This window comes from Amycolatopsis sp. NPDC005003 (assembly GCF_053600695.1).
The window spans coordinates 69041-85987 of the sequence record NZ_JBSGAI010000035.1; the positions used below are offsets into that span (position 1 = coordinate 69041).

Sequence of the window (16947 nt, forward strand, 5' to 3'; positions counted from 1 at the left end):
TCACAGGTGATTCATTGCACAGCGGCTTCGGATCATGGCGATTCGTTCCGCACCGGATTTTGCCGGGTGCCGAGGTGTCGGATCCGGGGTGAGCTGTTCGTGGAGGGGGTGAGCGCGGCCGCCACGAGGGTGCCGCAGGACCCGCAGGGGGAAGAAGATGCCCGTCGCCCGCCGCATGTACGACCTGGTCGAGCCGATCGGCCTGGTGCCCTACTTCGCCGACGAGTCGGACGAGGCCCTGCTGGCGCTCGGCCTGCGCAACGTGTGGGACGCCTACTTCGCCGGCCGGGCCGCGCCCTTCGGCCGGTCCGTCCCGGCCGAGGTGGTCCACGCGGTCTTCTACAACTTCGCCCCCGGCGAGGTGGCCCGCCACATCCCGGCGGTCTGGGAACTGACCACCCCCGAGGCGGCGCTGGCCGCCCGCGAACGCGGCTGCGTCGCGGGGATGCGGCGGATCCTCGGTGAACTCGCGGACGATCCGCGCGTCGCCCGCGCCGCCGACGTCCTGCTGAAGGCGGCGACCAGCGCGCCGGTCGGGGGACGTCCGCTCTACGCCGCGCTGCGCGCGCTCCCGGTGCCGCGGGAGCCGGTGGCCCGGCTGTGGCACGCGGCCACCCTGCTGCGCGAGCACCGCGGCGACGGCCACACGGTCGCCTTGCTGACCGAGGGCATCGGCGGGACCGAGGCCCACGTGCTCCACGCCCTGTCCATCGATCTGCCCGCGGAGAAGTTCGGCCGGGTCTGGCACCTCCCGGCGGCCCAGCTGGACGCCGTGATCGAAGGCATGCGCGTCCGCGGCCTGGTCGGCCCCGACGGCTGGCTCACTTCCGACGGCCGGGCCACGAAGGACCGCGTCGAGGCCCTGACCGACCAGCTCGCCGAGGCCCCTTACACGGCCCTTTCCCCCGCCGAGCTCGACCACCTCATCGCCGACCTCGAACCCCTCTCGGCCCCCTTCCGGGCAACCTTCCCGATGTAGCCGTCCCCGAGGCATCAAGCGTGATCAGCGGGGCATCTCGCGTGACCGGGAGGGCATCACGCCGATGCCTCTCCAGACACGGGTGATGCCTGGTTCGTCACGGTGGGGCGGCGGGGAGGAGGAGGGTGAACGTGGGTGGGTCGGGGCGGCTGAGCCGGAGGCGGCCGCCCTCGGCTTCGGCGAGGCCGCGGGCCAGCCGGAGGCCGATGCCGTGGCCGGTGGGCGTGGTCGCGAACGGGTCCGTCTCGCCGAGGTCCGGGCCTTCGTCGGCGACGTCGATGGCGAGCGCGTCACCGGCGTCGCGGGCCAGGATCGTCACCGTGCCACGGCCGTGCGTCACCGCGTTGTCCACCAGCACGCCGAGGACCTGCCGGACCGCCGCGGCCGCCGCGCGGGCCTGGGGTGGGTCCTCCCGGAGGATCCGCAGCGTCCGCCCCTGCGGCCCGAGCAGGGCTTCGCCGGTCTGCCGGACCTCTTCGAGGATCGCGCCGAGGTCCAGCTCGGCCCGCGGGGCCCGGCGTTCCCGGCCCAGTGCCAGGAGGTCCTCGATGGTGCGTTCCAGCCGGTCGGCGGACGCGATGCCGGCGCGGATGGCCGCGTACGGGTCCGCCGCCGGGGCTTCCAGCGCGGCCTCGAGCTGCAGGCGCAGCCCGGTCAGCGGGGTGCGCAGCTGGTGCGACGCCTCCGCGGAGAACGCCCGCTCGCGCTCCAGCGTCGAGCCGATCCGGGCCGCGGTGGCGTCCAGGGTCTCGCCGACCTGGTCGATCTCGGGGATGCCCGTGCGCGGGGACCGGGCGGTGAAGTCGCCGTCGCCGAGCCGCTCGGCCGTGGCGGCGAGTTCCTCCAGGGGCCGGACGAGCCGCTTCGTGAACCGCCGGGCCAGCAGCCAGCTCACCCCGGTCGTCGCGACCGCGAGCCCGGCCATGCCGACCCAGGTCAGGATGATCTGCCGCTTCAGCTCGGACAACGGCCGCGCGGCGCGGACCACGCCCGTCACCCGGGAGCCGCTGACCACCGGCACCGCCAGCACCAGTTCGCCGTCTTCGCGGCCGATGACCACGTCCACCGTGGCCTGGGCGGCCTGCCGCTCGACCGGGCCGCCGACGGCGGGCCCGCGCCCCGCGAGCAGCCGCCCGTCCGGGAGGTAGATCGCGACGTCGACCTCGCCCGCCTCCTCCTCGACCGGCGGCACGTCCGGCGTCAGGCCGGCGTTCAGCTCGTGCGACACGGCGAGCGCGGCCGCGTCCGCGGCTCGCTCCAGGTCGCCCTTCGCGTCGTCATGGTAGTACTGCCACACCGCGAAGCCCAGGGGCAGGGCGAACAGCATGGTCGCGACCAGGGCGGCCAGTACCGTCAGCGAGGTGATCCGGCGGCGCACGGCTACCCTTCGGCCGCGGACCGGGCCGGGTCTTCCAGCCGGTAGCCGTGCCCGCGCAGGGTGGCGATCCGCGGCACCTCGTCGTCGGGCCCGGCGGCCGCCGACAGCTTGCGGCGCACCGCCGCGATGTGCACGTCCAGCGTCTTCGTCGAGCCGTACCAGTGCGCGTCCCAGACCTCGGACATCAGCGTCTCCCGGCTGACCGCGACGCCGGGCTGCTCGGCGAGCCGGGCCAGCAGGTCGAACTCCTTGGCGCGGAGCACCACCTCGCGCCCGCCCAGAACGGCGCGCCGGCCGGCGATGTCGACGGTCAGCCCGCCGATGGTCACCGGGGGCCGGGCCCCGGCCGGCGCGCCGCGCCGCAGGTGCGCCCGCACCCTGGCCAGCAGCTCGCCCAGCCGGATCGGCTTGGTGAGGTAGTCGTCGGCTCCGGCGTCGAGGCCGACGACGACGTCCATTTCCTCCTGCCGCGCGGTGAGGATGACCAGCACCGCGGCGGGCAACGCGGCCCGCAGGCGGCGGCAGACCTCGACGCCGTCGAGGTCGGGCAGGCCGAGGTCGAGCAGCACGAGGTCGAAATCGTCGCCGGATTCGGCCGCCTGCAGGGCGGTCCGCCCGTCGCGGCGCCAGCACACCTGGTGACCGTGCAGTCGCAGGGTCGATTCGAGCGCGCTGCCGATCGCCGCGTCGTCTTCCACCACCAGCAGGTTCGGCATGCCGGGAAGCCTAACCAACGTTCCGGCGAGCGCCGGGTGATTGTGGGCTATTCCGTCCGCGTGCCGAGCCCGATCTGCGATATCCGCCGGGAGGCCCCGGCCACCGCTGCGGTTAACGCAGTGATTTCCGCGGGTCCGAACCGGCTGCTCGGTCCGGTGATCGCCAGCGCGGCCAGCACCCGGCCCTCGCCGTCGCGCACCGGGGCGGCGATGCTCGACGCGCCCGCCTCCGGCTCGCCGTGGCTGACCGCGGTGTCCGCGGCCGCCTCGCCGAGGACCTGCCCGGCGGCCCCGCACCGCAGCGGCAGCTCGTCACCCACCCGGCCCACGTGCCGGATGGCCCGGGACCCCTCCTGCTGGGCCACGCAGACCAGCACGGCGGTGCTGCGCACGTAGAGGTGCACCGTCTCGCCGCAGTCGCGGGCCAGCTCGCGCAGCACTTCCCGGACCGGCTCGGGCAGCTGCCACGCCGTGTTCGCCAGCTGGGCCCAGCGCAGCATCCCGGGCCCCACGGTGATCCGCCCGTCCGGCCGCGTCCACAGCAGCCCCCGCTGCTCACAGGTGGCGACCAGCCGCAGCACCGTCGTCTTCGCCAGGCCGCTGGCCGCGGTGAGGTCCTTGACCGCCCAGGTCCGGCGGTGTTCGGTGAAGAGGGCGAGCAGGTCGAACGCGCGCAGCACGCTGCGGACCCCGCCGTCTTCGCCTGCCGTCATCGAGCGCCCCGTCCCGCCTGATGGACCCAGCGTACCGACTGGTGGACGGATTCAGGCCACGTGTCGCTCGAACGCCGCAACGGTCTCCGCCAGCACGTCCCCGCCCGGCCGGGCCCACAGATCGGCGTTGAACACCTCGACCTCGATCGGCCCGGTGTAGCCCGCCGCCTCGACGGCCGCGCGCAGCCGGCGGTGGTCGATCGGGCCGTCGCCGGGCAGGGCGCGGCCCAGCAGCGGGTCCGGGAGCGGCACCAGGACGTCGCAGACGTGGAACCCGGCGATCCGGCCGGCGGCCGCGGCGATCGACTCCTCGATCCGCGGGTCCCACCAGACGTGGAACTCGTCCACGACCACGCCGACCTGCTCGGCCGGGTGCGCCGCGGCGATCGCCAGCGCCTGGTCCACAGTGGACAGAACCGACCGCTCCGCGCACTGCATCGGGTGCAGCGGTTCCAGGCCGAGCCGGACCCCGCGCTCCCCGGCGTACGGCGCGAGCTCGCCGACGGCGTCGGCGACCCGCTGCCGGGACGCGGCGAGGTCGTTGCCCGCGATCCCGCCCACGACCAGCACGAGCACGTCGGCGCCGAGCGCGGCGGCTTCGTCGATCGCCTCCCGGGTCTGCGCCACACCGTCCACAGGGGACCCTTCCGGCGTCACACCGGTGAAGAACCCGCCGCGGCACAGCGACGAAACCCGGACACCGTGCTCCTTGAGCAGCCGCGCGGCCTCGTCGACGCCGGTCTCGGCGACCTTGTCGCGCCACAGCCCGATCCAGCCGACGCCCGCTTCGGCGCAGCCGGCCACCGCCTCGGGCAGCGACCAGGACTTCGTGGTGATCTGGTTGAGGCTCAGCCGCGGGTCCATCACGCGACCCCCGCCACCTGCAGCAGCGGCCGCATCCGGGCCTCGGCCAGGTCGGGGTCGGCCAGCACGCCGGCTTCGTCGGCCAGCCGCAGCAGCGTCGCCAGGTGGGTGATCGTGCGCGCGGACTCCTGCCCGGCGATCATCCGGAAGTGGTCCTGGTGGCCGTTGAGGTGGGCCAGGAACACCACGCCGGTCTTGTAGTGCCGGGTCGGCGCGCGGAAGATCTCGCGCGACAGCGGCACGGTCGGGTCGAGCAGGGCGCGGAACCCGGCCCGGTCGCCGTCGTCGAGGCGGGCCAGCGCCGCCGCGGCCACCGGGGCGAGCGGGTCGAAGATGCCGAGCAGGGCCTCGCTGTGGCCTTCGGCGTCTCCGGCGATCAGTTCCGGGTAGTTGAAGTCGTCGCCGGTGTAGCAGGCGACGCCGTCCGGGAGGGCGCGGCGGAATTCGACCTCGACCTCGGCGTCGAGCACCGAAACCTTGACCCCGGCGATGGTGGCGGCGTGCTCGGTGCAGAGCGCGGCCAGCTCGCGGGCGGCGGCGCGGACGTCGTCGTGGCCCCAGTAGCCGGCCAGCGCCGGGTCGAACTGCTCGCCCAGCCAGTGCAGCAGGACCGGCCCGCCCGCCTCGGACAGCAGCTTCCCGTATGCCGCGTGGTAGTCCTCGGGGCTCTTGGCGGCGGCGGCCAGCGCCCGGCTGGCCATCACGACCGGGACCGCGCCCGCGCCGGAGACCAGGCCGAGCTGCTCGCGCCAGGCGTCCACAATGGACGCCACGGTGGCCGGGCCCGGTGGCAGCTGGTCGGTGCCGACGCCGGCGCACCAGCGGCGCCCGGCCGCGGCCGCGCCGGTGCGGGTCACCAGCTCCTGTGTCGTCGCCCAGTCGAGGCCCATGCCGCGCTGCGCGGTGTCCATCGCCTCGGCGACGCCGAGCCCGCACGACCAGAGGTGCTCGCGGAAGGCCAGCGTCGTGTCCCAGTCCACGGCGTAGGGCTCGTCGGCCAGCGCGTCCGCGACGACGTGCGCGGCGGCGTAGGCGATGCGTGAGGTCGGCAGTGTCTTCGGGGGTGCCGGTGGCCGCGGCCCGGACGGGGACCAGTGCAGCAGCTCGCCGCCGGGAGCCGGGAGCACGAGCATCGAAGACCTCCGGAAGGGTCAGAAAGCGCTTTCTCGGCCCACGGTAGGGCCTGTGCCGCGTCCGCGGCAAGGCCCGGTGGGGTCAGCGTTTGGGGCGTCCGGTGCTTTCGCGCAGGACGACTTCGCCGGACAGCCGGACCGTCCGCGGCCGGGCGCCGGCGGAACCCTTGATCGCCAGGTCCATCGCGCGTTCGCCGAGCTCCTCCAGCGGCAGCCGCACCGTGGTCAGCGCCGGGGCCAGGTCGCGGACCACCGGGATGTCGTCGAACCCGGCCACCGAGATGTCGCCGGGCACGGACAGGCCTTCCTCGCGCAACGCCGTCATCGCCCCGATCGCCATCACGTCGGTGACGGCGAACAGGCAGGTCGGCAGCTTGCGCTTGCGGCCGGCGAGCAGCCGTTTGGTCGCCTCGTAGCCGCCGTCGCGGCTGAACGCGGCCTCGACGACGTCGTCTTCACGCAGCTCGATGCCGTGCGCGGCGAGCTCGCCGGTGAACCCGGCCAGGCGGTCGATCACGGTGCTCAGCCGCCGCGGCCCGGCCAGCACGGCGAACCGCTTGTGGCCGAGGCCGACGAGTTCCTTCGCCAGCGCCGCGGCGCCGCCCTTGTTGTCCGGCTGCACGGTGTCGATCTTGAGCCCGCGGTGACGGCTGACCGCCGCGACCTGGCCGCCGCCGCGGCGGTAGGGCTCCAGCTCGGCGGCCATCGCGCGTTCCCACGCCCGGTCTTCGAACGCCGAGCCGATGAGCAGGATCGCCGCGGCCCGCTGCGCGCGCAGCGTCGAGACGTAGGCGACCTCGCGGTCCGGGTCGCGGAACGTGCCGGCGAGCATGACGAGCAGCCCGTTGTCGGTGGCCACCCGCATCACCCCGCCCGCGATGGCGGCGAAGTACGGGTCGCTGACGTCGTGGCAGATCACGCCGACCGTGCGGTGCGTGCCGCCGGCGAGGGCCTGAGCGTGCGCGTTGGGGGCGTAGGCCAGTTCGGCCGCGGCGGCGGACACCCGCTCCCGCAGGTCGGCGCGGACGGACGCGGTGCCGTTGAGCACCCGCGACGCCGTCGCGAGCGAGACGTTCGCGCTGCGTGCCACGTCTTCGAGTGTCACGTGCGGCCGGGCCTTCATGGCTGGCTCCTCCAAGATCGGTGTCGAGTGTCTCGGCGTGCTCGGTCGGTGCAATCTACTGGGAGGAGGGTGTGCCGGGAGAAGCCGCTGCTCGGGGGACCTCCCCCGAACGAGTGAAAACGGCCGGGAAGATCGCGCGCCGTGAGTTTGTTGGAAACAAGGAGAACCTTCAAGTAGTGAGTCCGCCACTGCTGAGCGACGCGAAAGGAACCCGCATGCTGTTCGGTGACGAGCACGTCCGCCGCTACGAGGAGACCGACGGCGAGGTCGGCCACGAGTGGAAGGAAGGCGTCCCGACATTGGTCTTGACCACCAAGGGCCGCAAGACCGGGCAGGAGCGCAAGTTCGCCCTGATCTACCAGGAAGTCGACGGAAACCCGGTGATCGTGGCCTCCAAGGGCGGTGCGCCGAACCACCCCGGCTGGTACTTCAACCTCGTCGAGCACCCCGAGGTCGGCGTGCAGGTCAAGGCGGACAAGTTCTCCGCGCGCGCCCGCACGGCCGCCGGCGAGGAGCGCGCGAAGCTCTGGGAGAAGCTCGCCGCCGTCTGGCCGGACTACAACGAATACGCCAAGAAGACCGACCGCGAGATCCCCGTCGTGGTGCTCGAGCGGCTCTGAAGTTTTCGCTGTGATCTGCGCCGCGTTCGGCGCGGGCACGGGCCGATCCGGCCGGTCGTGGGCTACGAATGACACTCATGGACCGCTGGACCGCCCTGGACACCGAAGGTGAGCTGCTCACCCGACGCCAGATGATCGCCTACGGCCGGCGCTTCGCCCGCGCCGGCCGGGGCGCCTGGTACAGCTTCGCCATCGAGGTGGTCTGGCAGTTCCTCGTCCAGACCACCCGGTTCCGCGTCCGGGGCGCGCACCACATCCCGAAGACCGGTGGCGTGCTGGTGGCGTCGAACCACCTGTCGTTCGCCGACCCCACCACGCTCACGGCGTTCTGCCTCGAGGCCGGCCGCGTGCCGCGCTACCTCGCGAAGGCGTCGCTCTGGAAGCTGCCCGTGGTCGGCCGCGTGATGCGCTCGGGACGCCACATCCCGGTGTACCGCGGTGCCGCGACGGCCGCGGAGGCCTACCGCGACCTGGTGACGTCCGTGCGGGCGGGCGAATGCGTCGCGATCTTCCCGGAAGGCACCTTCTCGAACGACCCGGACGGCTGGCCGATGCGCGGCAAGACCGGCGTGGTGCGGGCCGCGCTGGAGACCGGGGCCCCGGTGATCCCGGTGGCCAACTGGGGGACCCACCACCTGCTGCCGTCGACGGCGAAGCTCCCGCGAGTGCTGCCGCGCAAGACCGTCGAGCTGGTCGCCGGGCCGCCGGTCGACCTCTCGGACCTCGTCGGGCGCGAGCTGACGCGAGCGGTGCTCGAGGAGGCGACGGCGCGGATCATGGGCGAGGTGACCGCCCTGCTCGAGTCGATCCGCGGCGAGAAGCGGCCGGCCGCGGCCTGAAAGGCGGCGGTGAGATCCGGGGCTTTGCCCCGGGGCGGGGGCTTCGCCACCCGCACCCCCCGAAAATGTCGGTGGTGGGTGAGAACCTGCCGGCATGACGATCTCCGGGTTCTCCTACGAGCGGATCCCCGTCGACGGCGGGCGCCTCGGCGTCGCGCAGGGCGGCGCCGGGCCGCCGGTGGTGCTGTTGCACGGGTTTCCGCAGACCCACCTCGCCTGGCGGGAGGTGGCGGTGCGGCTCGCGCGCGACCGCCGGGTGATCTGCCCCGACCTGCGCGGCTACGGCGGCAGCGACAAGCCACCGGGTGACTGCTCGAAGCGGCGGCTGGCGGCGGACGTCGTCGAGCTGGCCCGCGCGCTCGGGCACGAGCGGTTCGCGCTGGCCGGCCACGACCGGGGCGCGCTGGTGGCGTTCCGGGCGGCGCTTGACCACCCCGCGGCGGTGAGCCACCTGGCGGTGCTCGACGTGATCCCGGCCGTGGACCTGTGGGAGTCGCTGACGGGCACCGCCGGGGTGTTCGCGTTCCACCTGTTCCTGCTCGCGCACCCGCCACCGCTGCCGGAGCGGCTGCTCGGCGCGGCGCCGGCGGAGTTCTTCGGTCACTTCCTGGACACCTGGGTGCGGGAGGCGGGCGCGATCCCGCCATCGATCCGGGCGGAGTACCTGGCGGCGGCTTCGACGCCGGAGGCGATCGCGGCGGTGTGCGCGGACTACCGGGCGGGCGCGACGGTGGACGCGGAGCACGACGCGGCCGACCGCGCGGCCGGCCGCCGGCTCTCCATGCCGGTGGCGGCGCTGTGGCAGCGACCGGTCGGCGAGCTGCCGTTCGATCCGGCGGCGGTGTGGGGCTCGTGGGCGCCCGACCTGCGGACGCACGTGCTGGACTGCGGGCACTTCCTGCCCGAGGAACGGCCGGAGGAGGTGGTCGAGGCGCTGCGCGAGCTGCTCGCCGCCTGAGGTCTGGGTCGGTGCGCCGGATGGATCCGGCCCCGCTTCTCGTCGCGGCCGGGGAGCCCCGCGCGGCCGGCGCTGCGCGAGCTGCTCGCCACCTGAGGCCTGGGTCGGTGCGCCGGACGGTCCTGGTCCCGCTTCTCGCCGCGGCCGGGAGCCCCGCGCCGTCGCCGCTCCCACCGGCGGCGCTGCTCGCCGCCTGAGGTCGCCGTCACTCCGCCGGGCGGTCGTGAGGAGGGTAGTTTCGGGGCATGAGTGCACAACACTTTGATGTCGTCGTGCTGGGGGCCGGGGTGGGCGGCTACGTCGCGGCGATCCGCGCGTCCCAGCTGGGGCTGAGCGCCGCGGTGGTCGAGGAGAAGTACTGGGGTGGCGTCTGCCTGAACGTCGGGTGCATCCCGTCGAAGGCGCTGCTGCGCAACGCCGAGCTGGCCCACGTCGTCACGCAGGAGGCGAAGGCGTTCGGCATCTCCTCCGACAGCCCGATCAAGGTCGACTACACGGCCGCGTACGAGCGGAGCCGGAAGGTCGCCGAGGGGCGCGTCAAGGGCGTGCACTTCCTGATGAAGAAGAACAAGATCACCGAGTTCGACGGGCACGGCACGTTCGTCGACGACCACACCCTCGAGGTCAACGGCGAGCGGATCACGTTCGGCCACTGCGTCATCGCCACCGGCGCGACCACGCGGCTGCTGCCGGGGACTTCGCGCAGCGAGCGCGTGGTCACGTACGAAGAGCAGATCCTCTCGAGCGAGCTGCCGTCGAGCATCGTGATCGCCGGCGCGGGCGCGATCGGCGTCGAATTCGCCTACGTGCTGCACAACTACGGCGTCGACGTCACGATCGTCGAGTTCCTCGACCGGATGGTGCCGCTGGAGGACGCCGAGGTGTCGGCGGAGCTGGCGCGCCGGTACCGCAAGCTCGGCATCAAGGTGCTGACGTCGACGCGCGTCGAGTCGATCGACGACTCGGGCTCGTCCGTCCGCGTGACGGTGTCGTCGGAGAAGAACGGGCAGCAGGTCCTCGAGGCCGACAAGGTGCTGCAGGCGATCGGCTTCCAGCCGCGCGTGGAGGGCTACGGCCTGGAGAAGACGGGCGTGGCGCTGACCGAGCGCGGCGCGATCGCCGTGGACGGCCGCGGCCGGACGAACGTCGAGCACATCTTCGCGATCGGCGACGTGACGGCGAAGCTGATGCTGGCGCACGCGTCCGAGTCGATGGGCGTGGTGGCGGCGGAGACGATCGCGGGCGCCGAGACGATGGAGCTCGACTTCCCGATGATCCCGCGCGCCACGTACTGCCAGCCCCAGATCGCCAGCTTCGGCTGGACGGAGGCGCAGGCCCGCGAGAAGGGATACGACGTCCAGGTGGCGAAGTTCCCGTTCACCGCCAACGGCAAGGCCCACGGCCTGGGCGACGCGGCCGGCTTCGTGAAGCTGATCAGCGACGCGAAGTACGGCGAACTGATCGGCGGGCACCTGATCGGCCCGGACGTGACGGAGCTGCTGCCGGAGCTGACGCTGGCCCAGCAGTGGGACCTGACGGTGCACGAGGTGGCGCGCAACGTGCACGCCCACCCGACGCTGGGCGAAGCGGTGAAGGAAGCGATCCACGGCCTCGCGGGTCACATGATCAACATGTAGGGACGTCGAAGCGGAGCTCCGGCCGGTCCCAGCGAACCTTCGGCGGTTTGGCCGGGATCGTGCCGGTGCGCCGCGCCCCCATCCGCTCGTAGAACGCCAACGCGGGCGGGTGCGAGACGACGCGCACGCTGCCCAGGCCGCGCTCGCGGGCTTCGGCGAGCATGTGGTCGACCATGCGGCGGCCGATGCCGAGCCCCTGTGCCTGGTCCGCGACGAAGAGCAGGTCGAGTTCCGCTTCCAGGAGCGCGTAGAAGCCGAGGAGCTCGCCGTGCCTGGTGGCGGCGAAGGTGGGGTTGGCCTCCACGTACCCGGGCGCGATCACGTAACCGTCCAAGATGGACGCATACTCGCCTTGGTACGCCGAGGAAGCGTGCATCAGGGCGGTCAGGGTACCGGCCTGGTCCGGCGTGGCGCGGAGGATCTCGATCTCTGTCATGCCACCGAACGTACGGCAGGGCACCGACAATCACCGTCGCACGCTTGACCTCCAGTGGGCTTGAAGTATCACGCTGGGGTCATGAAAGCCGTAGCGTTCACCGAATTCGGCGGGCCCGAAGTGCTCCGCGTCCTCGACCTGCCCGAGCCGCACGCCGGGCCGGGGCAGGTTCGCGTCCGGGTCAGAGCCGCCGGGGTGCAGCCGTACGATGCCGCCGTCCGGGCCGGGTGGGAGCCGCCGGGGCTGGAGCTCGGCTGGCCGCGGGTGCCCGGGAACGAGTTCGCCGGGGTCGTCGACGAAGGCGATCTCGAGGCCGGTACCGAAGTTCTCGGCTTCACCGCCGTGCAGGCCGCCGCCGAATACATCGTCGTTCCCGTCACCGACGTCACGCCGAAGCCGCCGGAAATGCCGTGGGAGGTCGCCGGCGGGTTCACCGCCGGGACGCAGACCGCGTCGATCGCCCTGGAGACGCTGGAACTGCGGGACGGGGAGACGCTGCTCATCCACGGCGCCGCCGGGTCGGTCGGCACCGCCGCCGTCCAGCTCGCGAAACTCCGGGGCGCGCGGGTGGTCGGCACCGCCAGTGCGGCCAACCAGGACTACCTGCGCGAGCTGGGCGCGACACCCGTCAGCTACGGCGACGGCCTGCGAGAGCGGATCGAGGCCGCCGCGCCGCAGGGGATCGACGTGGTACTGGACGGAGCCGGCGGGAAAGCGCTCGACGTCTCACTCGAACTGGTGAAGGACCGGAACCGGATCCTGACCCTCGTCGACCACCACCGGGCCGCGGATCTCGGCGTGCTCGTCTCGAAGTCCGGGCGCTCGGCCGCTCGGCTCGCCGAGCTGGCCGCGCTCTACGCCAAGGGCGACTTGCGCTTCACCGTGCGCCGGGCCTACCCGTACACCGAGGCCGCGGCGGCGCATCGGGAAATCGAGACCGGGCACGTCCGGGGAAAAATAGTTCTCACATTCCCCTGATCGTTCCAGCATGTGGACCCGCGGGCGTTCCCGACTTTGGTCGCTGGAATCCGGGCCGGTCACTCCTTAGATTCTCCCCATTACACCCGGTCGGGTGTCATTCGGTCAGGTGGCCGAGTACCACAGGGAGACATCGATGGTGAGATTCAGCCGGGTCGCCGCGCACGCGGTTCCGCTGACGGTCGGTGCACTGCTGCTGACCACGGGGGTCTCGGCCGCGCAGCCGTCCACCGTGGATGCGGCGGCCGCGCGCACCGAGGCGGGCATCAACGCGCTGCAGAGCATCAAGAAGAGCCTGAGCCCCGCGGAGCGCAAGCAATCGAGCCAGCTGGTCGTCGAGAAGCGGTTGCGGGCCGACCGGTCGCTGGCCGCGAAGCTGCCCGAATACCGCTCCGGCGTCGGCGTCAGCAACGCCGGCACCGTTTCGGTCGACATCGCCGCGCAGGGCAAGGCCGTCGCGAACGCCGTCAAGGCGGCCGGCGGCGCGGTCCGGTACGTCTCGCCGGACGGCGCCGTCCGCGCCGACCTGCCGCTGTCCGCGCTGGACGCCATCGCGGGCCGGGCCGACGTCACCGAGGTGAAGCCCGCCGCACAGGCCACCACCTGGAGCGAGCAGGGCAACCGCGACTTCCGCCGGGCTCTGGCCAAGCAGGCCGCCGCCGCGACGCAGGTGTCCGAAGGGGACAAGGCGCACGGCGCCGACACCGCCCGCACCACCTACGGCGTCAGCGGCTCCGGCGTGAAGGTCTGCGTGCTCTCCGACGGCGTCGACTCCCTCGCGAAGTCGCAGGCCGCCGGCGAGCTGCCCGCCGTCGACGTGCTGTCCGGCCAGAAGGGCAGCGGCGACGAGGGCACCGCGATGCTCGAGATCATCCACGACCTCGCGCCGGACGCGGCCCTCGGCTTCGCGACCGCCTTCACCAGCGAGGCCAGCTTCGCGGCGAACATCCGCGCGCTGCGCAGCACCGGCAACTGCCAGATCATCGTCGACGACGTCTCCTACTTCGACGAATCGCCGTTCCAGGACACGCAGGTCGCGCAGGCGGTCAACGACGTGACCGCGGCCGGCGCGCTCTACTTCTCCTCGGCCGGCAACTCGGGCAACGCGACCGACGGCACCAGCGGCTACTACGAGGGTGACTTCCGGGCCTCGTCGTCGAAGATCAGCGGCGTCACCGGCACTCCGCACGACTTCGACCCGAGCAGCACCACGCAGAACTTCGACGCGCTTTCCGCGGGCTCGCTCGGCCGCCCGGTGACGTTGTTCTGGTCCGACCCGTGGGGCAAGTCCGCCAACGACTACGACCTGTTCATCTTGAACTCCTCGGGCAGCGTCGTGGCCTCCAGCGAGAACGCGCAGTCCGGTTCGCAGAACCCCTACGAGATCGCTTCGGTGCCTTCTTCGGGCTCCGGCTACAAGGTCGCGGTGGTCAAGTACAGCGGCGCCGACCGCTTCATCGCGCTGAACGTCATCCGCGGCCGGTTCGTGGCTTCGGGCTCGCTCAAGGCGTTCAGCACCAACGGCGTCACGAACGGCCACTCGGCCGCGGCCAACGCGTTCAGCGTGGCGGCGGCGCCGGCGGCGGGGGCGTTCACCCGCCCGCTGGAGACCGGCGACCCGGCCAACCCGGCCGGCCCGTACCCCGGCCTGTACACGGCGTCGAGCAAGTGGGAGCGGTTCTCCTCCGACGGCAAGCGCCGCCTGTTCTACAACGCGGACGGCTCGGCGATCACCCCGGGCAACGTGTCCTCGACCGGCGGCACGGTGCGGAACAAGCCGGACATCACCGCGGCCGACGGCGTCGCGACGTCGGTGACGGGCTTCCAGCCGTTCTTCGGGACGTCGGCGGCCGCCCCGCACGCGGCGGCGATCGCGGCCCTGCTGCTGTCGGGCAAGCCGACGGCGACGCCGGCCGAGATCCGCACGGCCCTGGTCTCCTCGTCGATCGACCTGGGCGCACCGGGCTTCGACACGGTGACCGGCAACGGCGTGATCATGGCCGGCCCGGCGCTGGCCGCGCTGGGCGTGGCGGCGAAGTAAGGACGGTCCGGGCAACGGGGGTCCGGCGTGCGCCGGGCCCCCGTTTTCCGTCATTCCGGGCCGGTGACCAGCAGGTGGAAGACGAGCTCACCGGAGGTGAGCCGCTCGTGGCCGCGCACTTCGAGCCCGGCACGGGCGAGCGCGGCCTCGACCTCGGCCAGTGGGCGGATGCGGAAGCCGTGCTCGGTGAACAGCGGCGCCCGGCTCATGAGCTCCGGGTCGCCGATGCCGAGCACGAACTTGCCGCCCGGCTTCAGCACGCGCGCGACCTCGGCGAACGCGCCGTCGAGGTCGTCTACGAAGTAAACGGTGTTCGTGGTGACGGCGGCGTCGATCGAGCCGGCTTCGAGCGGCAGCGCGGTGATCGATCCCTCGTGCAGGTGCAGCCGGTTTTCCGCGATCTCGCGCCGGAAGGTGCGACGGGCCCGCTCGAGCATCGTCGTGGAGATCTCGGCACCGTGGACGGCGCCGGCGCTCCGCAGCAGCAGCGCGAGTCCCAGACCGCCGCCGAACCCGATGTCGAGGGCCGTTTCCCCGCCCTCGAGCCCGAGCGCGGCGACGGCCGCGGTGACCGGCCCGCGGTTCCTGCGGTTGAGCATCGCGCCGACGATCCGGCCCCGCAGGCCGCTAGGGTGGCCGAGTTGCCGGGCCAGCCCGGCCTGGAAACCTTCGCGAAGTCCCATGCGGGCAGTCTAGGAGGCGGGATGGCGAAAACGGCGGTGGTCACCGGAGCCGGCTCGGGCATCGGGCGGGCCGTGGCCCGTGCACTCCTGGAAGACGGCTACCAGGTCGCCCTGGCCGGGCGGCGCGCTGACGCTCTCGAGGAAACCGGCGCGGGCTTCACCACCGCGTTCGCCGTGCCCACCGACGTTTCCGACGAACGAGCCGTCGAGGCGCTCTTCACGGCCGTGCGCGACCGGTGGGGGCGGCTTGATCTCCTGTTCAACAACGCCGGGATCTCCGTGGGCGGAACCGTCGCCGATCTGTCCGTCGAGGACTGGAAGCGGACCGTCGACGTCAACCTCACCGGCATGTTCCTCTGCGCGCAGCAGGCCGTGCGGCTGATGAAGGACCAGGACCCGCGCGGCGGCCGGATCGTCAACAACGGCTCGATCTCCGCCCACGCGCCGCGGCCCGCGAGCGTCGCCTACACCGCGACCAAGCACGCCGTCACCGGGCTGACGCGGTCGATCTCGCTGGACGGCCGGGCCTGGGACGTCGCCTGCGGCCAGATCGACATCGGCAACGCCGCCACCGAAATGACCGAACGGATGGCCGCCGGCATTCCGCAGGCCGACGGCCGGATCGTCGCCGAGCCGACGTTCGACGTCCGGCACGTGGCCGACGCGGTGCGGTACATGGCCGGCCTGCCGCTCGACGCCAACGTCCAGTTCCTCACCGTCACGGCGACGACCATGCCCTTCATCGGCCGCGGCTAGCTGCATTCCCGGGTGTCCGTGCCGGCATGGACGACTACGGACCCGTTCTAGGGGATGACCCGCGCCTTCCGGAACTCGTCGAAGAGCCGGTAGAACATCTGCTCGGTCTCGACGTACTCGTGGAACCCGGCCCGCCGTGACTTCGACGTGTCCGCGAACATGTCGTAGTCCCAGCCGAACACGAAGTCGCCGAACGCCCACGAGGACGAGACGTCCGCATAGGACGCCGTGAGACCGCGTTCCGCGGCCATTCGAGTCCACAGTGGACCCTTGTCCGCCATGACGTCCACGAGCGACATCCGCAGCGGGGGCGCCACCTCCAGGTCGAAGTAGGCCGCCAGCTTCGGCCAGAGTTCGCGCCAGCGGAACAGGTCGCCGTTCGCGATGTTGAACGCGCCCTGGTGCCCGGTCGCCCAGACCGACGCCGAGGCCAGCAGCCCGGTGTCCGTCATCTCCAGCAGGCTGTCGTACGCGCCCGGCTTGCCCGGGAACCGCAGCGGCAGGCCGAGCTCCTTCGAAATCGACGCGTACACCGCGATCACCAGCGCGAGGTTCATCGGGTTGCCCAGCGCCGTGCCGCCGACCACGGACGGCCGGATCGCCGACCACGTCCACGCGCCCGCCCGCCGTTCGAGGAACCGCTGCTGGTCGACGTTGAACTCCGGTGGCATGTGCCCGGCGTCGGTCTCGCGCGCCGGGGTCTTGAACGGGCCGAGATGGGCGCCGTAGACCTTGTAACCCTGCATCAGGCTGACGTGCTCCAGGCCGGGCGGGGCCGCGTCGACGAGGTTGGCCAGCATCGCCAGGTTGGGCGGGACGAGCTCGGCCCAGGTCGGTTTGTCCTGGTAGGCGGCGTAGAAGAGGTGCGTGGCCGAGGTCAGCGGGGCGAGCTTGGCCCGGGTGTCGGCCGGGTCGAGGAGGTCGACGGCGATCGTGCCCGGGCCGCCTCGGCGCGAGAGGCCGGTGACGTGCCAGCCGTTCGTGCGCAGGTGCTCGGTGAGCGTGCGGCCGATGATCCCGTTCGCTCCGGCGACCAGAGCTGTCTTGCGTTCCATGTCTCCAGGCTCGGTTCGCCGCACCGATAAGTCCAAGG

17 protein-coding genes are annotated in these 16947 nt (G+C 72.6%); 8 read left to right on the forward strand and 9 right to left on the reverse strand.

Annotation, left to right across the window (positions count from 1 at the left end):
- The first annotated feature begins 157 nt into the window (after window positions 1-157).
- Window positions 158-979: an SCO6745 family protein gene (locus ACWED2_RS33480; protein ID WP_449694507.1), complete on the forward strand. Its 822-nt coding sequence runs from the start codon at window positions 158-160 to the stop codon at window positions 977-979.
- 97 nt (window positions 980-1076) lie between these two features.
- On the opposite strand, the gene ACWED2_RS33485 is transcribed toward ACWED2_RS33480, so the two are convergent.
- The 6 genes from ACWED2_RS33485 to ACWED2_RS33510 form a co-directional block, all read right to left on the reverse strand.
- Window positions 1077-2357 carry a sensor histidine kinase gene (locus ACWED2_RS33485; RefSeq protein WP_449694508.1) on the reverse strand — a complete coding sequence of 427 codons (1281 nt, stop codon included), beginning with the start codon at window positions 2355-2357 and terminating at the stop codon, window positions 1077-1079.
- 2 nt (window positions 2358-2359) lie between these two features.
- The gene (locus ACWED2_RS33490; protein ID WP_449694509.1) at window positions 2360-3073 is read right to left on the reverse strand and encodes a response regulator transcription factor; all 714 of its coding nucleotides are present in this window, start codon (window positions 3071-3073) and stop codon (window positions 2360-2362) included.
- Between the two features lie 47 nt (window positions 3074-3120).
- Window positions 3121-3786: an IclR family transcriptional regulator gene (locus ACWED2_RS33495; protein WP_449694510.1), complete on the reverse strand. Its 666-nt coding sequence runs from the start codon at window positions 3784-3786 to the stop codon at window positions 3121-3123.
- 51 nt (window positions 3787-3837) lie between these two features.
- On the reverse strand, window positions 3838-4650 hold the full coding sequence (locus tag ACWED2_RS33500) for a sugar phosphate isomerase/epimerase family protein (RefSeq protein WP_449694511.1): 813 nt from the start codon (window positions 4648-4650) through the stop codon (window positions 3838-3840).
- Window positions 4650-5783 (reverse strand): dihydrodipicolinate synthase family protein, encoded by a 1134-nt coding sequence (locus ACWED2_RS33505; RefSeq protein ID WP_449694512.1) that lies wholly within the window; start codon window positions 5781-5783, stop codon window positions 4650-4652. Before ACWED2_RS33505 ends, ACWED2_RS33500 begins: the two co-directional genes overlap by 1 nt.
- Before the next feature lie 82 nt (window positions 5784-5865).
- The gene (locus tag ACWED2_RS33510) at window positions 5866-6906 is read right to left on the reverse strand and encodes a LacI family DNA-binding transcriptional regulator (protein ID WP_449694513.1); all 1041 of its coding nucleotides are present in this window, start codon (window positions 6904-6906) and stop codon (window positions 5866-5868) included.
- 215 nt (window positions 6907-7121) lie between these two features.
- Between ACWED2_RS33510 and ACWED2_RS33515 the strand changes: the two genes are divergently transcribed.
- The 4 genes from ACWED2_RS33515 to lpdA all read left to right on the forward strand — a co-directional run bounded on the left by ACWED2_RS33515 (window position 7122) and on the right by lpdA (window position 10960).
- The gene (locus ACWED2_RS33515) at window positions 7122-7526 is read left to right on the forward strand and encodes a nitroreductase family deazaflavin-dependent oxidoreductase (protein ID WP_449694514.1); all 405 of its coding nucleotides are present in this window, start codon (window positions 7122-7124) and stop codon (window positions 7524-7526) included.
- 68 nt (window positions 7527-7594) lie between these two features.
- Window positions 7595-8365, forward strand: coding sequence for a lysophospholipid acyltransferase family protein (locus ACWED2_RS33520; RefSeq protein WP_449694515.1), 771 nt, complete (start codon window positions 7595-7597; stop codon window positions 8363-8365).
- Between the two features lie 94 nt (window positions 8366-8459).
- Window positions 8460-9323, forward strand: a complete 864-nt coding sequence (locus tag ACWED2_RS33525) for an alpha/beta fold hydrolase (RefSeq protein WP_449694516.1) — start codon at window positions 8460-8462, stop codon at window positions 9321-9323.
- Window positions 9324-9568: 245 nt separating this feature from the next.
- Window positions 9569-10960, forward strand: coding sequence for a dihydrolipoyl dehydrogenase (gene lpdA, locus ACWED2_RS33530; protein ID WP_449694517.1), 1392 nt, complete (start codon window positions 9569-9571; stop codon window positions 10958-10960).
- Here lpdA and ACWED2_RS33535 read toward each other — a convergent pair.
- Entirely contained in the window at window positions 10950-11396 is a 447-nt protein-coding gene (locus ACWED2_RS33535; protein WP_449694518.1) for a GNAT family N-acetyltransferase, read from the reverse strand. The genes lpdA and ACWED2_RS33535 overlap by 11 nt on opposite strands.
- Window positions 11397-11477: 81 nt before the next feature.
- Here ACWED2_RS33535 and ACWED2_RS33540 point away from each other — a divergent pair, with 81 nt between their 5' ends.
- Together ACWED2_RS33540 and ACWED2_RS33545 are read left to right on the forward strand one after the other, a co-directional pair.
- Window positions 11478-12374 (forward strand): NADP-dependent oxidoreductase, encoded by an 897-nt coding sequence (locus ACWED2_RS33540; protein WP_449694519.1) that lies wholly within the window; start codon window positions 11478-11480, stop codon window positions 12372-12374.
- Window positions 12375-12510: 136 nt separating this feature from the next.
- A complete protein-coding gene (locus ACWED2_RS33545) occupies window positions 12511-14415 on the forward strand; it encodes a S8 family peptidase (RefSeq protein WP_449694520.1) in 1905 nt (634 codons plus the stop codon).
- Window positions 14416-14465: 50 nt separating this feature from the next.
- On the opposite strand, the gene ACWED2_RS33550 is transcribed toward ACWED2_RS33545, so the two are convergent.
- Window positions 14466-15098 (reverse strand): class I SAM-dependent methyltransferase, encoded by a 633-nt coding sequence (locus ACWED2_RS33550; protein ID WP_449694521.1) that lies wholly within the window; start codon window positions 15096-15098, stop codon window positions 14466-14468.
- A 21-nt stretch (window positions 15099-15119) separates the two neighbouring features.
- On the opposite strand from ACWED2_RS33550, the gene ACWED2_RS33555 reads away from it, so the two are divergent.
- Complete coding sequence (locus ACWED2_RS33555) at window positions 15120-15854, forward strand: SDR family oxidoreductase (protein ID WP_449694522.1); 735 nt, start codon at window positions 15120-15122, stop codon at window positions 15852-15854.
- A 47-nt stretch (window positions 15855-15901) separates the two neighbouring features.
- Here the strand turns inward: ACWED2_RS33555 and ACWED2_RS33560 are convergent, their stop codons facing one another.
- Window positions 15902-16909 (reverse strand): SDR family oxidoreductase, encoded by a 1008-nt coding sequence (locus ACWED2_RS33560; protein WP_449694523.1) that lies wholly within the window; start codon window positions 16907-16909, stop codon window positions 15902-15904.
- Window positions 16910-16947 lie beyond the last annotated feature (38 nt).

Bases quoted from the DNA above. Each gene is read 5' to 3' on its own strand.
- ACWED2_RS33480 (WP_449694507.1), top strand. From the start codon at position 158: ATGCCCGTCGCCCGCCGCATGTACGACCTGGTCGAGCCGATCGGCCTG.
- ACWED2_RS33490 (WP_449694509.1), bottom strand. From the start codon at position 3,073: ATGCCGAACCTGCTGGTGGTGGAAGACGACGCGGCGATCGGCAGCGCG.
- ACWED2_RS33495 (WP_449694510.1), bottom strand. From the start codon at position 3,786: ATGACGGCAGGCGAAGACGGCGGGGTCCGCAGCGTGCTGCGCGCGTTC.
- ACWED2_RS33500 (WP_449694511.1), bottom strand. From the start codon at position 4,650: ATGGACCCGCGGCTGAGCCTCAACCAGATCACCACGAAGTCCTGGTCG.
- ACWED2_RS33505 (WP_449694512.1), bottom strand. From the start codon at position 5,783: ATGCTCGTGCTCCCGGCTCCCGGCGGCGAGCTGCTGCACTGGTCCCCG.
- ACWED2_RS33510 (WP_449694513.1), bottom strand. From the start codon at position 6,906: ATGAAGGCCCGGCCGCACGTGACACTCGAAGACGTGGCACGCAGCGCG.
- ACWED2_RS33515 (WP_449694514.1), top strand. From the start codon at position 7,122: ATGCTGTTCGGTGACGAGCACGTCCGCCGCTACGAGGAGACCGACGGC.
- ACWED2_RS33520 (WP_449694515.1), top strand. From the start codon at position 7,595: ATGACACTCATGGACCGCTGGACCGCCCTGGACACCGAAGGTGAGCTG.
- ACWED2_RS33525 (WP_449694516.1), top strand. From the start codon at position 8,460: ATGACGATCTCCGGGTTCTCCTACGAGCGGATCCCCGTCGACGGCGGG.
- lpdA (WP_449694517.1), top strand. From the start codon at position 9,569: ATGAGTGCACAACACTTTGATGTCGTCGTGCTGGGGGCCGGGGTGGGC.
- ACWED2_RS33535 (WP_449694518.1), bottom strand. From the start codon at position 11,396: ATGACAGAGATCGAGATCCTCCGCGCCACGCCGGACCAGGCCGGTACC.
- ACWED2_RS33540 (WP_449694519.1), top strand. From the start codon at position 11,478: ATGAAAGCCGTAGCGTTCACCGAATTCGGCGGGCCCGAAGTGCTCCGC.
- ACWED2_RS33545 (WP_449694520.1), top strand. From the start codon at position 12,511: ATGGTGAGATTCAGCCGGGTCGCCGCGCACGCGGTTCCGCTGACGGTC.
- ACWED2_RS33550 (WP_449694521.1), bottom strand. From the start codon at position 15,098: ATGGGACTTCGCGAAGGTTTCCAGGCCGGGCTGGCCCGGCAACTCGGC.
- ACWED2_RS33555 (WP_449694522.1), top strand. From the start codon at position 15,120: ATGGCGAAAACGGCGGTGGTCACCGGAGCCGGCTCGGGCATCGGGCGG.
- ACWED2_RS33560 (WP_449694523.1), bottom strand. From the start codon at position 16,909: ATGGAACGCAAGACAGCTCTGGTCGCCGGAGCGAACGGGATCATCGGC.